Genomic DNA, 16,994 nt, shown 5'->3' on the forward strand with positions numbered 1-16,994 from the left:
AAACCAGCGAACAAGAATATGACTTTACTAAAACATAAAAAAATTACAATAATTGGTGCCGGGCCTGTTGGATTAACAATGGCGAGATTGTTACAGCAAAACGGCGTGGACATTACAGTTTACGAGAGAGACAAAGACCAAGATGCAAGGATTTTTGGTGGGACACTTGATCTGCACAGGGATTCGGGACAGGAAGCAATGAAAAGAGCGGGATTGTTACAAACTTATTATGACTTAGCTTTACCAATGGGTGTAAATATTGTTGATGAAAAGGGCAATATTTTAACCACAAAAAATGTAAGACCCGAAAATCGTTTTGACAATCCTGAAATAAACAGAAATGACTTAAGGACTATCCTATTAAATAGTTTACAAAATGATACCGTCATTTGGGATAGAAAACTTGTTACCCTTGAACCTGATAAGGAGAAGTGGATACTAACTTTTGAGGATAAATCGAGTGAAACAGCAGATCTGGTTATTATTGCCAATGGTGGAATGTCTAAAGTAAGAAAATTTGTTACCGACACGGAAGTTGAAGAAACAGGTACTTTCAATATACAAGCCGATATTCATCAACCGGAGGTGAACTGTCCTGGATTTTTTCAGCTTTGCAATGGAAACCGGCTAATGGCTGCTCATCAAGGTAATTTATTATTTGCGAATCCTAATAATAATGGTGCATTGCATTTTGGAATAAGTTTTAAAACACCTGATGAATGGAAAAGCAAAACGCGGGTAGATTTTCAAGACAGAAATAGTGTCGTTGATTTTCTCCTGAAAAAATTTTCCGATTGGGACGAACGCTACAAAGAACTGATTCGTTTGACATCATCTTTTGTAGGGTTAGCGACACGAATATTTCCCTTAGATAAGTCTTGGAAAAGTAAGCGTCCATTACCCATAACGATGATTGGAGATGCTGCTCATTTGATGCCTCCTTTTGCAGGACAAGGCGTAAACAGTGGGTTGATGGATGCCTTGATATTGTCGGATAATCTGACCAATGGGAAATTTAACAGCATTGAAGAGGCTATTGAAAATTATGAACAGCAAATGTTTGCTTATGGAAGAGAAGCACAGGCAGAATCAATAATAAACGAAACGGAAATGTTCAGCCTCGACTTTTCTTTCCAAAAACTAATGAATCTATAAAACAGAAAGGCGAGGAAATGAAAGAGAAAATAGTTGAAAAAAACGGAATAAGACTTTTTACCGAAAGTTTTGGATGTGAAAAAGATCCGGCAATACTCTTGATTGCGGGAGCAACGGTATCCATGTTGTATTGGGATGCTGAATTTTGCCAGAAACTATCTGAAAAGGGATTTTTTGTTATTCGCTACGACAATAGGGACGTAGGAAAATCTACTAATTACGAACCGGGTTCAACCCCCTATGATATTGTTGACTTAACCCATGATGCTATTTCAATTTTGGACGGCTATAAAATAGTCAAAGCCAATTTTGTGGGAATTTCACTGGGCGGACTGATTTCTCAAATAGCATCAATAAAATATGCCGACAGGGTAAGTTCAATAACACTAATCTCAACAGGTCCTTGGGGCGACTCAGACCCCACAATTCCTGAAATGGATACGCGTATTTTAGATTTTCACGGAAAAGCTGAAACCGTAGATTGGACAAATGAAGACAGTGTGGCAAATTATTTAATTCAAGGTGCTGAATTGATGAGCGGCAGGAAACAATTTGACAAACAAAGAAGTGAAAAACTGATTAGAGCCGAATTTAAAAGAGCTAATAACTATATAAGTATGTTCAATCATGCGGCACTGCAAGGTGGTGAAGAATACTGGAACAGATTGAGCGAAATCAATCAACCAACCTTAATTGTACACGGAACGGACGATAAAATATGGCATTTTAAGAATTCAGCAGTTTTACTTGAAAAGATAAACGGCTCAAAACTAATAACGCTTGATGGAACCGGACACGAACTACATTTCGAAGATTGGAATAAAATTATTGATGGAATAACGCAACATACAACAAATAACAAAAGAATGAACAAATAGGGTATTATGTATTTCCAAATCAACGGTTTAGAGATTGAAGCTAATATCAATGTGTTATGACGCTCAAGCTGGTGGAGCCGCTGCGCGAGCTGTTTAAAGATGAGGTGCGCAAGATCGGTATGGAGTTAGGTCTGCCCTACGACATGGTTTACCGTCATCCCTTCCCTGGCCCTGGCTTGGGTGTGCGTATTCTTGGCGAAGTAAAAAAAGAATATGCCGACAGGTTGCGCTTGGCTGATGCCATCTTTATCGAAGAGCTGTATGCCGCTGACCTGTATCACAAAACCAGCCAAGCCTTCGCTGTATTCTTGCCAGTGAAGTCGGTTGGCGTAGTGGGCGATGCCCGCCGCTATGAGTATGTGGTGGCATTGCGCGCAGTAGAAACTATCGATTTTATGACAGCGCGCTGGGCACACTTGCCGTATGAGTTTTTAGAAACGGTTTCTAGCCGCATCATTAATGAGATTCCCGGTATTTCGCGGGTAACCTACGATGTTTCCTCAAAGCCGCCGGCAACTATTGAGTGGGAGTGACGGGCACTGGCTGGCAATGTCTAGCAACGGCAGGCATTTCGGCTGAGGGTAAAAGAACTTTCCGCTAAGCGATAGACTGTATGTAAACACAGTATTGCAAGGACGCGGAACATGCCTCATGTGGCGGCCAGGACGGCCAGCCGGGATCGGGATACTGGTCGTTACCAGAGCCACCGACCCGAGCAAACCCTTCTCTATCAGATCGTTGACGAGTATTACCCGGCATTCGCTGCGCTTATGGCAGAGCAGGGAAAGGAATTGCCGGGCTATGTGCAACGGGAATTTGAAGAATTTCTCCAATGCGGGCGGCTGGAGCATGGCTTTCTACGGGTTCGCTGCGAGTCTTGCCACGCCGAGCACCTGGTCGCTTTCAGCTGTAAGCGTCGCGGTTTCTGCCCGAGCTGTGGGGCGCGGCGGATGGCCGAAAGTGCCGCCTTGCTGGTTGATGAAGTACTGCCTGAACAACCCATGCGTCAGTGGGTGTTGAGCTTCCCGTTTCAGCTGCGTTTCCTGTTTGCCAGCCGGCCCGAGATCATGGGGTGGGTGCTGGGCATCGTTTACCGCGTCATTGCCACGCACCTGGTCAAGAAAGCGGGCCATACCCACCAAGTGGCCAAGACGGGCGCGGTCACCCTGATCCAGCGTTTTGGATCGGCGCTCAATCTGAATGTTCACTTCCACATGCTGTTTCTCGACGGTGTGTATGTCGAGCAATCCCACGGCTCAGCGCGTTTCCGCTGGGTCAAGGCGCCGACCAGCCCAGAGCTCACCCAGCTGACGCACACCATCGCCCACCGGGTGGGTCGCTATCTGGAACGGCAAGGCCTGCTGGAACGGGATGTCGAAAACAGCTATCTGGCCTCGGATGCGGTGGATGACGACCCGATGACACCCCTGCTGGGGCACTCGATCACTTACCGTATCGCTGTCGGTTCACAGGCGGGGCGAAAGGTGTTCACTTTGCAAACTCTGCCGACCAGTGGTGATCCGTTCGGTGACGGGATTGGCAAGGTAGCCGGGTCCAGCCTGCACGCCGGCGTGGCGGCCAGGGCCGATGAACGCAAGAAGCTCGAACGGCTGTGCCGGTACATCAGCCGCCCGGCGGTATCCGAGAAGCGGCTGTCGTTAACACGAGGCGGCAACGTGCGCTACCAGCTCAAGACGCCGTACCGGGACGGCACCACGCACGTCATTTTCGAACCATTGGATTTCATTGCAAGGCTGGCCGCCCTGGTACCGAAGCCCAGAGTCAACCTAACCCGCTTCCACGGGGTGTTCGCACCCAACAGTCGGCACCGGGCGTTGGTCACGCCGGCAAAACGGGGCAGGGGCAACAAGGTCAGGGTGGCTGATGAACCGGCAACACCAGCACAACGGCGAGCGTCGATGACATGGGCGCAACGGCTCAAGCGTGTTTTCAATATCGACATCGAGACCTGCAGCGGCTGCGGCGGCGCCATGAAAGTCATCGCCTGCATTGAAGACCCTATAGTGATCAAGCAGATCCTTGATCACCTGAAGCACAAAGCCGAAACCAGCGGGACCAGGGCGTTACCCGAAAGCCGGGCGCCACCGGCTGAGCTGCTCCTGGGTCTGTTTGACTGACGAGCCTGAAGGCCAACGATACCAATCAAAATGCTGCGTTCACAGCGCCGCGGCAGGGATCCGCCGTGCTGGTTGTCGGAAAAGGAGCCGCTAGTGGGAAAGAGGAGGGTAAATTTTCAGCGTTGCTGGCTCCCCGTCAGCCGGATTGGGTTGCATCGCAGGGGTGTCGAAAGAGTCAACTGCGGTCCAAAGCTGTTGGACTTGGGTGAAAAGGGCGTTTATTCTTCCTATACGTCAGCCGGATTGGGTTGCATCGCAGGGGTGTCGAAAGAGTCAACTGCGGTCCAAAGCTGTTGGACTTGGGTGAAAAGGGCGTTTATTCTTCCTATACGTCACAAAACTTTATGAAGATTACGCAGTCGCTTCCTATTCTGATAACATCCAAAGAAATATCATCAACAGCATTGAAAACTTTTGGGAACGAGGCGCTATTGCCCAAAATAATGACGAAAGTGATGATGAATAACACTCATCGTATTGTCCTTGTTATTCAAGGCTCACAATAGCCGAACTATTATTTCAATCGCAAGCATATAAAGCGCATCAATATCCCTGCGATTGAATAATATATACGTGAGTGATGTTATTCAACGCTGATTAAAATTTGGGTTGAAAAGGATACTTTATCCAGCCATTTTCTGCCCTATGTAACTGTGACTCTATGCCGATATTAGATAGAAAAGTCGCATCATGTGAAATGATGATTAATGTGCCTTGATAGTGATTCAGCATTGCTTCTAGTGCAGAGAGTGATTCAAGATCCAAATGGTTACTAGGCTCATCAAGCAGTAATAGCCCTGACGGCGTCTGATCATACAATATCATCGCTAATGCCGCTTTTAACTTCTCTCCCCCACTTAAATATTGGCTCTCTCTTTCAATATGAGATGCTGTTAATCCCAATTGCGCCAATTGCATACGCAACTGTGAAATCTCATCTTTTGTTCTTCCTTGTGATATTTGCTCAAGAACGGATTGTTGCGGATTTAAGATCGTTAAATGTTGATCTAAATAGGCTGTTTTTACATAATGAGTCGCCTGACCACTTTCGGGGGATAAACTACCGGCGATCACCTTTAATAATAATGTTTTACCGATTCCATTATCACCGACAATGGCAATTCGCTCGCCCGAGCGAATCACTTGATTCAAGGCTTCCAAATCTGAGGGCATAAAGGGAAGCTGAATATTCTCAAGCTTAACCGCAATATCAGGTTGATTAGTTAATGCCGGAATCTGATGCAGATGAATGCTTGTGGCAGTATCCAGATTTGCCCTTGCAGAATCAATGCGAGATTGCCCCTCTTTTTGAATCCGATCGAGTTTTTGTTGCGTTTTACCACTCGTTAGATCACTTCTATTTTTCTGAGCATCCATCAAAATTTTGGCCTGATTCTGATTGCCGCGAGCTTTATTAGCAGCACTCGTGCGTTTTTGCTGTCTCTCAATTTGCTGCTGAATCACAGCTTGACGTTGCTTCTCTTGGGATTTAACAGAATTTAAAATTTCAACGGCTCTCTCGGCAGCTTCTGCTTTATAGATGCGATATTCTTCATAACTACCGGTAAACCATTCAAGCCCACTCGGCGTTAATTCCACAATATTAGTTAATTGGTTAAGGAAAAAGCGATCATGAGAGATCAAAATAATTGTCCCCGTCCACAACTGCATTAAATCCCACAACTTCTCTTTTTGAGAATGATCAAGATGATTGCTTGGCTCATCTAAAATCAAAATCTCTTTTTGCGAAAGAAATGCAACTGCAATACGAATACGCATCTGCTCCCCACCACTTAATATCATCGCCGGGGAATCAAGTAATAAATTTGGAAGACCGAGTTTTGCTAATAATGATAGCGCTTCAGTTTCAATCGCCCACTGGTCTCCAACAATTGCAAAATCTTCCTCAAGAACTGAGCCTTGCTCAATTCTGCGTAATGCCGCCATCACATGATCAATACCCAATAGTTCAGCAACCGTAGTCTCTTCTGAAATCACATAATGTTGCGAGAGATAAAAAACATGGTCACTATTGAGAATAGTGCCTGATGTGGGTAATAAAATACCCGCACATAATTGCGCCAATACTGTTTTACCGACACCATTACGCCCAATCAACGCTGTGATTTTTGCAGTAAAAGTACCTGATAAATCAGAAAAAAGTGTCTCGCCATTATTCTGTTTAAAAGAGACGGATTGAAGCTGTAAGAAATTTGCCATAAAGCACTCCTTGAGATAGATGATTATTCATAGTTATATTCATATATTAAAAAAGTTACTTATTCATGCAAAAGCCTCATCAAAACACCGGAGTTGTGTGCCATCTATGGTACGACAATCATCTTATAAATTCAATTTCGTCATCATTTCAGCTTAAGAAACTCCTGAAGAACTCCTGAAGACTCTATATTGCTGGCACGAGATTTTCAAAATCGTGCAAGTATTCGATCCAGCTTTTAATCAACTCTTGATAATATCCAACTAAGTGTCCTTAAAACAGATTTCACCACATAACTGCTTCAATCTTAAAATGGACCAAGACTCTTACTACAGTCATTACAGTCATTTGGGCTTATGAAGAGTTATGAAGACTTGTACTGCTGGCGCGTGATCGTGAAAAGAATGCAAGCATTCGACCCAGCCATGATTCAGCAGATATTATGTTGTCAGATTTTTTAAACCGCTTTGACAATAAATCTGAATATTAAAACATTGAGACAATAAAAAAAGTGGGTATAGATATATACCCACTTTAAACGCTATTCTCAGAGAACACTCAGAAAATGTTCAGAGATTGACGGCTGATTAATCATTCGGATTAGAACCGACATCATAGTCAGAGCGCATCTCATAGTTTTGAATGAAGTAATGGTGACTTGTATATTGGTCAACAATGTCATTCATGATGTTCTCTTTGGTATAACCCATGATGTCATAACCTTTACTACCATCATCAAGATAAACTTCTGCACGGAAATATTTCTGATCTTCCTGCGCGGATTCTTCATCTAATAGTGTAAAGCTTGGCTTGAGATAATGCTTCGCTTTAACGCGATAGATAAAGTTCGCATTATCACCATGATCAATCACGATACGAATATCATCATCTTTCTCCGTATCAATGGTCACAGCTAAACCTTGCTTCACAAACTCGGCTTTGACATCTTCAAATGCCGGCAATACCACAAGATTCATAAACTTAATGACGTTATCACGACGTTGATAGACCGTTACGTTACGAAGACGTTTCTGCCAACCACCTGAATCGCGAGTACTTGGCTGAACATACATATTCGCTTTACTGCGAATATCAATCTTCCCGATATCCATTCTCAAAGCTTTAAATAATCCATAAATAGAGATCAATATCACAATACTAAATGGGAATGCTGTTGTTGTTGATACTGCTTGTAAGGTGCCAAGGCCCCCATTTAAGAGTAAAACGATCGCAATCACACCTGTAATTGAACCCCAGAATATGCGCTGCCACAATGGCGTGACTTCTACATCTTTCTTACTTGAGAGCATATCCATCACAAGCGCACCTGAGTCCGCTTATGATCATGTTGGATCAACAGCAGTTGAAGGCTTAGCCGCTAAACCAATCATTGATATTGATTTGATTGTAGAAAATCCTGAAGATGAAGCATCTTATCTTCTAGCTTTGGAAGCATTGGGTTATGAGCTGACGATTCGTGAACCATCGTGGTATCAGCATCGTATGCTGAAATTGCACCATCCTATGGTGAATTTGCATGTATTTGGTAAGGATTGTCCTGAATATTATCGCCACTTGCATACGCCGTAAAATGGCGCATTTATCCGCTCAAAATAAATTTTTTTACAAGAAATTTCTGAGCATGGTATTTTTGATGGTATTGTGAATATGCTTCTTTGTAACTGTTTGAAAATAAATAGAAATATGCACTCATTTACAATCGAGTGGGAGTGACTGGCACTCACAGGCAATGTCTGGCACTGGCTGGCATCACAGCTGAGACTTCAATATCTCGCAGCTGAGCGATAAACTGTATAAAAACACAGTATCGCAAGGATGCGGATCATGCCCCAAGTGGCGGCCAGGATGGCCAGCCGGGACGAGAACACTGGTCGTTACCAGCGTCACCGGCCCGAGCAAACCCTGCTCTATCGGATCGTCGAAGAATACTACCCGACGTTCGCTGCCCATTTGGCGGCGCAGGGCAGGGAACTGCCCGGTTATGTGCAACGCGAGTTTGACGCCTACCTCAAATGCGGCCGTCTCGAACACGGCTTTCTGCGGGTGCGTTGTGAGTCGTGTCACGCTGAGCACCTGGTTGCGTTCAGCTGCAAACGTCGGGGCTTCTGTCCTAGTTGTGGCGCACGGCGTATGGCCGAAAGCGCCGCGCTACTGGTCGATGAGGTTCTGCCCGTACAGCCCATGCGCCAATGGGTACTCAGCTTTCCCTTTCAATTGCGCTTTCTGTTCGCCAGCCGGCCGGAGGTCATGGGCCGGGTGTTGGGCATCGTTTACCGCGTCATCGCCACGCATCTGGTCAAGAAAGCGGGCTATACCCACCAAGCGGCCAAGACCGGTGCCGTCACCCTGATCCAGCGCTTCGGCAGTGCACTGAACCTCAACATTCACTTTCACATGCTGTTCCTCGATGGCGTGTACGTTGAGCGTCCCAATGGAACAGCCCGGTTCCTCTGGGTCAGGGCGCCGACCAGCGCCGAACTCACCCAACTGGCGCACACCATCGCCCATCGGGTCGGCCGCTATTTGGAGCGGCAAGGCCTACTGGAGCGGGATGCTGAAAACAGTTACCTGGCCTTGGATGCGGTGGATGAAGATGCGATGACTCCACTGCTGGGGCATTCCATCACGTATCGCATCGCCGTGGGGCCACAGGCAGGGCGCAAGGTGTTCACCCTGCAGACACTGCCCGCCTGCGACCCGGAAGATCAGTTTGGTGACATGCCCGGTAAGGTTGCCGGTTTCTCGCTACATGCCGGCGTAGCGGCCAAGGCCCATGAGCGCAGCAAACTCGAACGGCTGTGCCACTACATCAGCCGCCCGGCGGTATCCGAGAAGCGGCTGTCGTTAACACGAGGCGGCAACGTGCGCTACCAGCTCAAGACGCCGTACCGGGACGGCACCACGCACGTCATTTTCGAACCATTGGATTTCATTGCAAGGCTGGCCGCCCTGGTACCGAAGCCCAGAGTCAACCTAACCCGCTTCCACGGGGTGTTCGCACCCAACAGTCGGCACCGGGCGTTGGTCACGCCGGCAAAACGGGGCAGGGGCAACAAGGTCAGGGTGGCTGATGAACCGGCAACACCAGCACAACGGCGAGCGTCGATGACATGGGCGCAACGGCTCAAGCGTGTTTTCAATATCGACATCGAGACCTGCAGCGGCTGCGGCGGCGCCATGAAAGTCATCGCCTGCATTGAAGACCCTATAGTGATCAAGCAGATCCTTGATCACCTGAAGCACAAAGCCGAAACCAGCGGGACCAGGGCGTTACCCGAAAGCCGGGCGCCACCGGCTGAGCTGCTCCTGGGTCTGTTTGACTGACGAGCCTGAAGGCCAACGATACCAATCAAAATGCTGCGTTCACAGCGCCGCGGCAGGGATCCGCCGTGCTGGTTGTCGGAAAAGGAGCCGCTAGTGGGAAAGAGGAGGGTAAATTTTCAGCGTTGCTGGCTCCCCGTCAGCCGGATTGGGTTGCATCGCAGGGGTGTCGAAAGAGTCAACTGCGGTCCAAAGCTGTTGGACTTGGGTGAAAAGGGCGTTTATTCTTCCTATACGTGCCGCGTTCCAGGCGGCGACTATGAGGGCTATGTCGATGCCCATGTGCGCCGGCTGGAGGCGCTACGCCGGGCCGGTATCGTCGAGCGGATCGACGCCGACCAATGGCGCATCCCCGATGATCTGGTCAGCCGTGCCGCCGCCCATGACGCCGGCCGAGACAGTCAGGCCAGCGTTCGCGTCCTTTCCCCGGTCGATCTGAACAAACAGATCGGATCGGACGGCGCGACCTGGCTGGACCGGCGCAACCTTCTCGCCATCCTGCGGGAGCGCGAGGTAGCCGGCGTCGGATCGGATATGGCTTTGAGTAAGGGCCTGCCGTTCCGCGCCGCCACGGACGGCGAGAGCGTCAGCGGCAAGTTTACCGGAACCGTGCATCTATCGAGCGGCAAGTTCGCCGTGGTCGAGAAATCCCATGAGTTCACCCTTGTCCCGTGGCGGCCGATCATCGACCGCCAACTCGGCCGCGAGGTTATGGGCATCGTGCAGGGCGGGTCGGTGTCGTGGCAGTTAGGGCGGCAGAGGGGGCTGGAACGCTGAGTGCGCCCATGCCGCATTGCGAAGCAAAAGATAATCTGATAAAATGTAGCAATTCATATTCGTAAGCGTGGAGTAATCAGATGGGAAATTCCAAGTCAGCAGACAAGTAAGCCGCAACAACCAGTATTGTTGTTGCGGCGCTCTGTAAGGCTAGTCTCATCTGATTGCTGACGAGCAGACGTCGCCCGGTATTCCTTAATCTTAATCGAGGGTTGATTCGTCATGACCACCACACGCCCCGCGTGGGCCTATACGCTGCCGGCAGCACTGCTGCTGATGGCTCCTTTCGACATCCTCGCTTCACTGGCGATGGATATTTATCTCCCTGTCGTTCCAGCGATGCCCGGCATCCTGAACACGACGCCCGCTATGATCCAACTCACGTTGAGCCTCTATATGGTGATGCTCGGCGTGGGCCAGGTGATTTTTGGTCCGCTCTCAGACAGAATCGGGCGACGGCCAATTCTACTTGCGGGCGCAACGGCTTTCGTCATTGCGTCTCTGGGAGCAGCTTGGTCTTCAACTGCACCGGCCTTTGTCGCTTTCCGTCTACTTCAAGCAGTGGGCGCGTCGGCCATGCTGGTGGCGACGTTCGCGACGGTTCGCGACGTTTATGCCAACCGTCCTGAGGGTGTCGTCATCTACGGCCTTTTCAGTTCGATGCTGGCGTTCGTGCCTGCGCTCGGCCCTATCGCCGGAGTATTGATCGGCGAGTTCTTGGGATGGCAGGCGATATTCATTACTTTGGCTATACTGGCGATGCTCGCACTCCTAAATGCGGGTTTCAGGTGGCACGAAACCCGCCCTCTGGATCAAGTCAAGACGCGCCGATCTGTCTTGCCGATCTTCGCGAGTCCGGCTTTTTGGGTTTACACTGTCGGCTTTAGCGCCGGTATGGGCACCTACTTCGTCTTCTTCTCGACGGCTCCCCGTGTGCTCATAGGCCAAGCGGAATATTCCGAGATCGGATTCAGCTTTGCCTTCGCCACTGTCGCGCTTGTAATGATCGTGACAACCCGTTTCGCGAAGTCCTTTGTCGCCAGATGGGGCATCGCAGGATGCGTGGCGCGTGGGATGGCGTTGCTTGTTTGCGGAGCGGTCCTGTTGGGGATCGGCGAACTTTACGGCTCGCCGTCATTCCTCACCTTCATCCTACCGATGTGGGTTGTCGCGGTCGGTATTGTCTTCACGGTGTCCGTTACCGCGAACGGCGCTTTGGCAGAGTTCGACGACATCGCGGGATCAGCGGTCGCGTTCTACTTCTGCGTTCAAAGCCTGATAGTCAGCATTGTCGGGACATTGGCGGTGGCACTTTTAAACGGTGACACAGCGTGGCCCGTGATCTGTTACGCCACGGCGATGGCGGTACTGGTTTCGTTGGGGCTGGTGCTCCTTCGGCTCCGTGGGGCTGCCACCGAGAAGTCGCCAGTCGTCTAACCGACGACTGGTAGCAGGCCCGCTCCGATGCGGCGCACTAACCATCGAAACCTCGTGAATGTCGGTATCCTGTCTGGCAGGATACCGCTCATTTCCCTTGTTCAGTTCATCGCCGTCGCCGAGCATCTGAATTTTCGGCATGCGGCCAAGGCACTTGGTATCAGCCAGTCGAGCGTCAGCGCGCGTGTGAAAGCGCTGGAGGATAACCTTGGTGTCCTGCTATTTGAGCGCCATGCGCGGGGCGTTCGGCTAACAGACGCAGGCAGGCACTTCATGGAGCGTGTCACGGCGGGTGTCGATCAACTCGATCACGCAGTGAAGACCGCGGAGTGACGGGCACTGGCTGGCAATGTCTAGCAACGGCAGGCATTTCGGCTGAGGGTAAAAGAACTTTCCGCTAAGCGATAGACTGTATGTAAACACAGTATTGCAAGGACGCGGAACATGCCTCATGTGGCGGCCAGGACGGCCAGCCGGGATCGGGATACTGGTCGTTACCAGAGCCACCGACCCGAGCAAACCCTTCTCTATCAGATCGTTGACGAGTATTACCCGGCATTCGCTGCGCTTATGGCAGAGCAGGGAAAGGAATTGCCGGGCTATGTGCAACGGGAATTTGAAGAATTTCTCCAATGCGGGCGGCTGGAGCATGGCTTTCTACGGGTTCGCTGCGAGTCTTGCCACGCCGAGCACCTGGTCGCTTTCAGCTGTAAGCGTCGCGGTTTCTGCCCGAGCTGTGGGGCGCGGCGGATGGCCGAAAGTGCCGCCTTGCTGGTTGATGAAGTACTGCCTGAACAACCCATGCGTCAGTGGGTGTTGAGCTTCCCGTTTCAGCTGCGTTTCCTGTTTGGGGTCGTTTGCGGGAAGGGGCGGAATCCTACGCTAAGGCTTTGGCCAGCGATATTCTCCGGTGAGATTGATGTGTTCCCAGGGGATAGGAGAAGTCGCTTGATATCTAGTATGACGTCTGTCGCACCTGCTTGATCGCGGCCGCGATAGCTAGATCGCGTTGCTCCTCTTCTCCATCCGCGTTCCAAGCTGCGGAAAGGCACCCATAAGCGTACGCCTGGTCGAGCAGGCGACGCGGATCGACGTCCAGCGCACGAGAGAATGCGTCCGCCATCTGTGCAATGCGTCTAGGATCGAGACAAAGGTCGTCTCTGTCAGCCGGATCGTAGAACATATTGGCGGCGCCAAAGCCCACTTCACCGACCAGACCGACGGGATCTATCACCAGCCAGCCGCGACTGGAGAACATGATGTTTTCATGATGCAGATCGCCATGTAGCCCACGCAGTTCCGAGGCATTGCTCATCATTTGATCGGCTATAATCGCCGCGTGGACGTAGTCAGTTTGACAACCTGCGTTTTGATCATCGCGCGCCCGCTGAAACAAAGCTGCAAAGCGATCCCGGATCGGGAGAAGGGCAGAAGGCAGGGGTTCCTCAGATGCGGCATACAGCTTCGCCATTAGTTCCGCTGCAATTTCGGTCGCCTGGTAGTCGCCGTGCTCGGCAACGATGTGAGAGAGCATTCGCTCCCCGGCATATTCGAGCAACATCAGATTGTTCTCACGACCGAGCAACCGGACTGCTCCCCTCCCATTGCGCCATACCAGATAGTCGGCCCCGCGCAGTTCATCAGCAATGTCTTCTATAGGTTTCAATCCCTTGACGATTGCAGGAGTCCCGTCTGGCAATGAAACTTTCCAAACGAGGCTGGAAAAGGTGTCCGCAATGAGAACAGGTTGCGAAACGTGCCAATGAGCAGGAAAAACAGGCGGCATGAACATCAACCCCAAGTCAGAGGGTCCAATCGCAGATAGAAGGCAAGGCGTTCGCGGTCGGGGGCTTCGATCCCCAATACATTGAATAGGACAGCGAAGGCGCGCTCTGCTTCATCTGGCGCTGCCCAGTTCTCTTCGGCGTTAGCAATCATGAGTGCCAAATCGGCATAGCGATCTGCTGTTCCGAGCCGCCCAAGGTCGATCAGACCCGTGCATTGAAGAGTTTTAGGGTCCACCATGAAGTTCGGCATGCAGGGATCACCATGGCAAACAACCATATCGGTGCGCTCTTGGTCGAGCCGCACCGGTAGCTCTCGTTCGACACGAGCCAAAAGATCGAGCTGCGGCGTACTCTTGTCCTCGTCCGGTAAGAAGTCGGGATTGACGGCATTGCGGGACACCACATCAACGGCGCGTCCGAACATTCGCGACAGCCTGCGCTCAAACGGACATTGATCAACCGATAGGCTGTGAACAGCGCCAAGTTGCTGCCCCATTGACGGCCACGCTTTGAGCAAATCCGCTCCAGACAGATCAGCCGCCGGTACTCCCGGAATTGCCGTTATCACCAAGCATGCACCCTCCTGTTCCTCCTGCCAGTTGATGACCTCGGGGCAAGCCACACCTCGACCTTTGAGCCAAATGAGGCGGTCACGCTCTCCAGCGAGCTCACCGCGGCGGGAAGCAGGTGCGATTTTCGCGAAGGCATGCCCGTCACCACGTCGAAAAACAAAATCACCAGATTCTCCGCCTCTGACAGGCAACCAGTCAGAATGCGATTCACCAAAAAAAATATTAGTTCGATTCAATGGAGGTTCCTTCAGTTTTCTGATGAAGCGCGAATATAGAGAAATATCCCGAATGTGCAGTTAACGAATTCTTGCGGTTTCTTTCAGCGCCGCCAATACCGCCAGCCCGTCGCGCAAGGGGCGCGGCTCGTGTGTGCGGATGAAGTCAGCTCCACCTGCGGCGGCGGCAAGCTCTGCAGCGAGTGTCGCGGCCCCGACATCCCCCGGACCACGGCCTGTGAGCGCGCGCAGAAAGGATTTGCGCGAAACAGACAGAAGCACCGGCAAATCGAAGCGCAGCCGCAATTCATCGAACCGCGCCAGCACCGAGAGCGAGGTTTCGGGAGCAGCCCCCAGAAAAAACCCCATGCCGGGATCAAGGACAAGGCGGTTGCGTTTGATACCGGCACCCGTCAGCGCCGCGATGCGCGCGTCAAAGAACGCCGCAATGTGATCCATGATGTCGCCAGCGGGTGCCTCGCGCCGATCTGCCTGCCCGTCTTGCACCGAATGCATAACGACGAGTTTGGCAGATGATTTCGCCAATTGCGGATAGAACGCAGCGTCTGGAAAACCGCGAATATCATTGAGATAGGCCACACCACGCGACAAGGCATAGGCTTGCGTCGCGGGTTGATAACTGTCGAGCGAGACGGGAATGCCATCTGCCTTGAGCGCGTCCAGCACCGGCGCGATACGCGCGATTTCTGTGTCGGACGAAACAGGCGCGGCGTCGGGATTGCTGGATGCCGGACCGAGGTCGATCACATCTGCCCCCTCGGCCATCAGCTTACGCGCCTGCGCAATGGCTGCGTCTGGCGCCAGATACCGGCCTCCATCGGAGAAACTGTCCGAGGTTATGTTGACGATGCCGAAAATGATGAGCGATTTATTCATGGGGGCTTCTATAATAATAATAATCGAGCATGAGTCTCATACGGATGCTCGGGTCGAAAGGGAATCCCCAGGCGAGTAACCTGTTTGCGGTGATCCATTAGCTGCAGGAGCAGAATAGCATACATCTGGAAGCAAAGCCAGGAAAGCGGCCTATGGAGCTGTGCGGCAGCGCTCAGTAGGCAATTTTTCAAAATATTGTTAAGCCTTTTCTGAGCATGGTATTTTTCATGGTATTACCAATTAGCAGGAAAATAAGCCATTGAATATAAAAGATAAAAATGCCTTGTTTACAATAGAGTGGGATAAATGGACGCTAAAGAACTGAACCACATGATAGCTGAGGCCTACAGCCGGGATTTGCAAAAGCCTGAGCTGGTATCGTTCAAAGAGGTGAGTCGCTGGGGGCGTAAGTACGGTTTCCCCGTCGTATGCACTCTGGCCGATGAAAGTGAAGAAAAGCAGATCCACTGGGCTGCCAGTTTGCTCATTCAAGTAGCCGGTACTTGGCCGCGAGAAGATATGCCGGAATTGCTCACACCGGAACGGGGCTCCGCGCTGTTCAACGATGCGATGCAGTTATTGGCGAATGGGCTTGGAGCAGCAAATCAATTGCGCTGACAGCACAAACCTTGTCAATAAGCGGCCTTCATGGCCGTTTTTTTGTTTAAAGTTTGTTTTAACAGAACCATAATTAGATATTGCAGTATCATTTTATGATCGCTACAATCTTTCACATGTGAAAGTTTGGGGGTGGTCTTGATCACCTGCGAGAAACCAAAATAGAGGTGGGTATGGCAAAAGTAATCAGCTTCGCCAACCAGAAAGGCGGAGTGGGTAAGAGTACCCTCTGTATCCAGCAGGCCTTTTATCTGGCGTTACAGAAGAAAAAGAAAGTGCTGGTCTTGGATATGGATGGTCAGGGGAACACGTCCTCTCGACTGGCCCCCAGACGAGAGCTTGAGGATGGTGACTACGAGCCCATCCTCACAGGAACCAAAACCGCAGAGCTGTTCGCTTACGAGCTGGACGGCATTGAGGTCATGCACTGCCCTTGCGGTGCAGACCTCATTCATACGCCGAAAAACGACCCGGATCTGTTTGAGATGGAGGCTGTGCCTCTTGACCAGGCCATGAATCCGGCTCGCCATTTGGCTGAGCTGTTTGAGAACTACGACTACGTGCTGATTGATTGTCCGCCTAGCCTCGGCAGAAAGCTGGTGGCAGCGTTGGTGATGTCTACCCATGTGGCATGTCCAGTAAAGCTCTCTGGCTTCGCTGTGGACGGCGTAGAAGGTCTCCTGAACACGATTATTGGTGTGCGCGAGGCGTACAACCAAGATTTGGAGATCCTGGGCATCGTGATCAACGACATGGACCGCTCTGTCAATCACGACAAAGCCCTCAAGTCGCTGGAGAACACAGTTCCGGATCTGTTGTTTGAGAACAAAATTATGCACCGGCCTCCGCTCGATACGGCGACGACTGATGGCATCCCTGTCTGGGAGCTTCGCTATGGACATGTCGCGGCCAAAGAAGTTGAGGCGGTGTTGGAAGAACTATTAGAGAAGGTGGGCTAAG

At 50.8% G+C, this 16,994-nt stretch carries 14 protein-coding genes and 3 pseudogenes; 12 read left to right on the forward strand and 5 right to left on the reverse strand.

What is annotated here, in order from left to right:
- Positions 1-18: 18 nt before the first annotated feature.
- The 4 genes and pseudogenes from tet(X) (at position 19) to GTH24_RS20530 (ending at position 4,171) form a co-directional block, all read left to right on the forward strand.
- The gene (gene tet(X), locus GTH24_RS20515; protein ID WP_044502094.1) at positions 19-1,155 is read left to right on the forward strand and encodes a tetracycline-inactivating monooxygenase Tet(X); all 1,137 of its coding nucleotides are present in this window, start codon (positions 19-21) and stop codon (positions 1,153-1,155) included.
- 17 nt (positions 1,156-1,172) lie between these two features.
- Complete coding sequence (estT, locus tag GTH24_RS20520; RefSeq protein ID WP_164526954.1) at positions 1,173-2,033, forward strand: macrolide hydrolase EstT; 861 nt, start codon at positions 1,173-1,175, stop codon at positions 2,031-2,033.
- A gap of 56 nt (positions 2,034-2,089) precedes the next feature.
- Positions 2,090-2,566, forward strand: a pseudogene (locus GTH24_RS20525) (glutamine-hydrolyzing GMP synthase); the annotation flags it as partial.
- A gap of 111 nt (positions 2,567-2,677) precedes the next feature.
- The gene (locus GTH24_RS20530) at positions 2,678-4,171 is read left to right on the forward strand and encodes an IS91-like element ISCR2 family transposase (RefSeq protein WP_001120888.1); all 1,494 of its coding nucleotides are present in this window, start codon (positions 2,678-2,680) and stop codon (positions 4,169-4,171) included.
- A gap of 597 nt (positions 4,172-4,768) precedes the next feature.
- Here the strand turns inward: GTH24_RS20530 and GTH24_RS20540 are convergent.
- Both GTH24_RS20540 and GTH24_RS20545 read right to left on the reverse strand, forming a co-directional pair.
- Positions 4,769-6,391, reverse strand: coding sequence for an ABC-F family ATP-binding cassette domain-containing protein (locus GTH24_RS20540; protein WP_094315248.1), 1,623 nt, complete (start codon positions 6,389-6,391; stop codon positions 4,769-4,771).
- Positions 6,392-6,976: 585 nt separating this feature from the next.
- Positions 6,977-7,705, reverse strand: coding sequence for a BCCT family transporter (locus tag GTH24_RS20545; protein WP_164526955.1), 729 nt, complete (start codon positions 7,703-7,705; stop codon positions 6,977-6,979).
- A gap of 25 nt (positions 7,706-7,730) precedes the next feature.
- Here GTH24_RS20545 and GTH24_RS20550 point away from each other — a divergent pair.
- From GTH24_RS20550 to GTH24_RS20575, 6 genes and pseudogenes are all read left to right on the forward strand, one after another.
- Positions 7,731-7,967 (forward strand): annotated as a pseudogene (locus GTH24_RS20550) (GrpB family protein); the annotation flags it as partial.
- A gap of 267 nt (positions 7,968-8,234) precedes the next feature.
- Positions 8,235-9,734, forward strand: a complete 1,500-nt coding sequence (locus GTH24_RS20555; protein ID WP_164526953.1) for a transposase — start codon at positions 8,235-8,237, stop codon at positions 9,732-9,734.
- Positions 9,735-9,764: 30 nt separating this feature from the next.
- Positions 9,765-10,508 carry a DUF3363 domain-containing protein gene (locus GTH24_RS20560; protein WP_164526956.1) on the forward strand — a complete coding sequence of 248 codons (744 nt, stop codon included), beginning with the start codon at positions 9,765-9,767 and terminating at the stop codon, positions 10,506-10,508.
- A gap of 222 nt (positions 10,509-10,730) precedes the next feature.
- Positions 10,731-11,945, forward strand: coding sequence for a chloramphenicol/florfenicol efflux MFS transporter FloR (gene floR / locus GTH24_RS20565; RefSeq protein WP_000214122.1), 1,215 nt, complete (start codon positions 10,731-10,733; stop codon positions 11,943-11,945).
- A gap of 27 nt (positions 11,946-11,972) precedes the next feature.
- Positions 11,973-12,278 (forward strand): LysR family transcriptional regulator, encoded by a 306-nt coding sequence (locus GTH24_RS20570; RefSeq protein ID WP_001255015.1) that lies wholly within the window; start codon positions 11,973-11,975, stop codon positions 12,276-12,278.
- A 111-nt stretch (positions 12,279-12,389) separates the two neighbouring features.
- Positions 12,390-12,794: pseudogene (locus GTH24_RS20575) on the forward strand (IS91 family transposase); the annotation flags it as partial.
- Between the two features lie 106 nt (positions 12,795-12,900).
- Here the strand turns inward: GTH24_RS20575 and GTH24_RS20580 are convergent.
- Genes GTH24_RS20580 through sul2 form a run of 3 tightly spaced genes read right to left on the reverse strand, consistent with a single transcriptional unit; the run spans position 12,901 to position 15,416 of the window.
- Positions 12,901-13,737 carry an aminoglycoside O-phosphotransferase APH(6)-Id gene (locus GTH24_RS20580; RefSeq protein ID WP_000480968.1) on the reverse strand — a complete coding sequence of 279 codons (837 nt, stop codon included), beginning with the start codon at positions 13,735-13,737 and terminating at the stop codon, positions 12,901-12,903.
- Positions 13,737-14,540: an aminoglycoside O-phosphotransferase APH(3'')-Ib gene (gene aph(3'')-Ib / locus GTH24_RS20585; protein WP_001082319.1), complete on the reverse strand. Its 804-nt coding sequence runs from the start codon at positions 14,538-14,540 to the stop codon at positions 13,737-13,739. The genes GTH24_RS20580 and aph(3'')-Ib overlap by 1 nt, the downstream gene beginning before the upstream one ends.
- Positions 14,541-14,600: 60 nt before the next feature.
- Positions 14,601-15,416, reverse strand: a complete 816-nt coding sequence (gene sul2, locus GTH24_RS20590) for a sulfonamide-resistant dihydropteroate synthase Sul2 (protein ID WP_001043260.1) — start codon at positions 15,414-15,416, stop codon at positions 14,601-14,603.
- A gap of 306 nt (positions 15,417-15,722) precedes the next feature.
- Here sul2 and GTH24_RS20600 point away from each other — a divergent pair, with 306 nt between their 5' ends.
- Entirely contained in the window at positions 15,723-16,034 is a 312-nt protein-coding gene (locus GTH24_RS20600) for a hypothetical protein (protein ID WP_000338945.1), read from the forward strand.
- A gap of 173 nt (positions 16,035-16,207) precedes the next feature.
- Complete coding sequence (locus tag GTH24_RS20610; protein WP_001151304.1) at positions 16,208-16,993, forward strand: ParA family protein; 786 nt, start codon at positions 16,208-16,210, stop codon at positions 16,991-16,993.
- Position 16,994 lies beyond the last annotated feature (1 nt).

Origin of the sequence: Proteus vulgaris (genome assembly GCF_011045815.1) — a bacterium.
GTDB lineage: Bacteria > Pseudomonadota > Gammaproteobacteria > Enterobacterales > Enterobacteriaceae > Proteus > Proteus vulgaris_B.

Bases quoted from the DNA above. Each gene is read 5' to 3' on its own strand.
- sul2 (WP_001043260.1), bottom strand. From the start codon at position 15,416: ATGAATAAATCGCTCATCATTTTCGGCATCGTCAACATAACCTCGGAC.
- GTH24_RS20545 (WP_164526955.1), bottom strand. From the start codon at position 7,705: ATGGATATGCTCTCAAGTAAGAAAGATGTAGAAGTCACGCCATTGTGG.
- floR (WP_000214122.1), top strand. From the start codon at position 10,731: ATGACCACCACACGCCCCGCGTGGGCCTATACGCTGCCGGCAGCACTG.
- GTH24_RS20555 (WP_164526953.1), top strand. From the start codon at position 8,235: ATGCCCCAAGTGGCGGCCAGGATGGCCAGCCGGGACGAGAACACTGGT.
- GTH24_RS20540 (WP_094315248.1), bottom strand. From the start codon at position 6,391: ATGGCAAATTTCTTACAGCTTCAATCCGTCTCTTTTAAACAGAATAAT.
- GTH24_RS20580 (WP_000480968.1), bottom strand. From the start codon at position 13,737: ATGTTCATGCCGCCTGTTTTTCCTGCTCATTGGCACGTTTCGCAACCT.
- estT (WP_164526954.1), top strand. From the start codon at position 1,173: ATGAAAGAGAAAATAGTTGAAAAAAACGGAATAAGACTTTTTACCGAA.
- GTH24_RS20610 (WP_001151304.1), top strand. From the start codon at position 16,208: ATGGCAAAAGTAATCAGCTTCGCCAACCAGAAAGGCGGAGTGGGTAAG.
- GTH24_RS20600 (WP_000338945.1), top strand. From the start codon at position 15,723: ATGGACGCTAAAGAACTGAACCACATGATAGCTGAGGCCTACAGCCGG.
- GTH24_RS20570 (WP_001255015.1), top strand. From the start codon at position 11,973: ATGCGGCGCACTAACCATCGAAACCTCGTGAATGTCGGTATCCTGTCT.
- GTH24_RS20530 (WP_001120888.1), top strand. From the start codon at position 2,678: ATGCCTCATGTGGCGGCCAGGACGGCCAGCCGGGATCGGGATACTGGT.
- GTH24_RS20560 (WP_164526956.1), top strand. From the start codon at position 9,765: ATGCTGCGTTCACAGCGCCGCGGCAGGGATCCGCCGTGCTGGTTGTCG.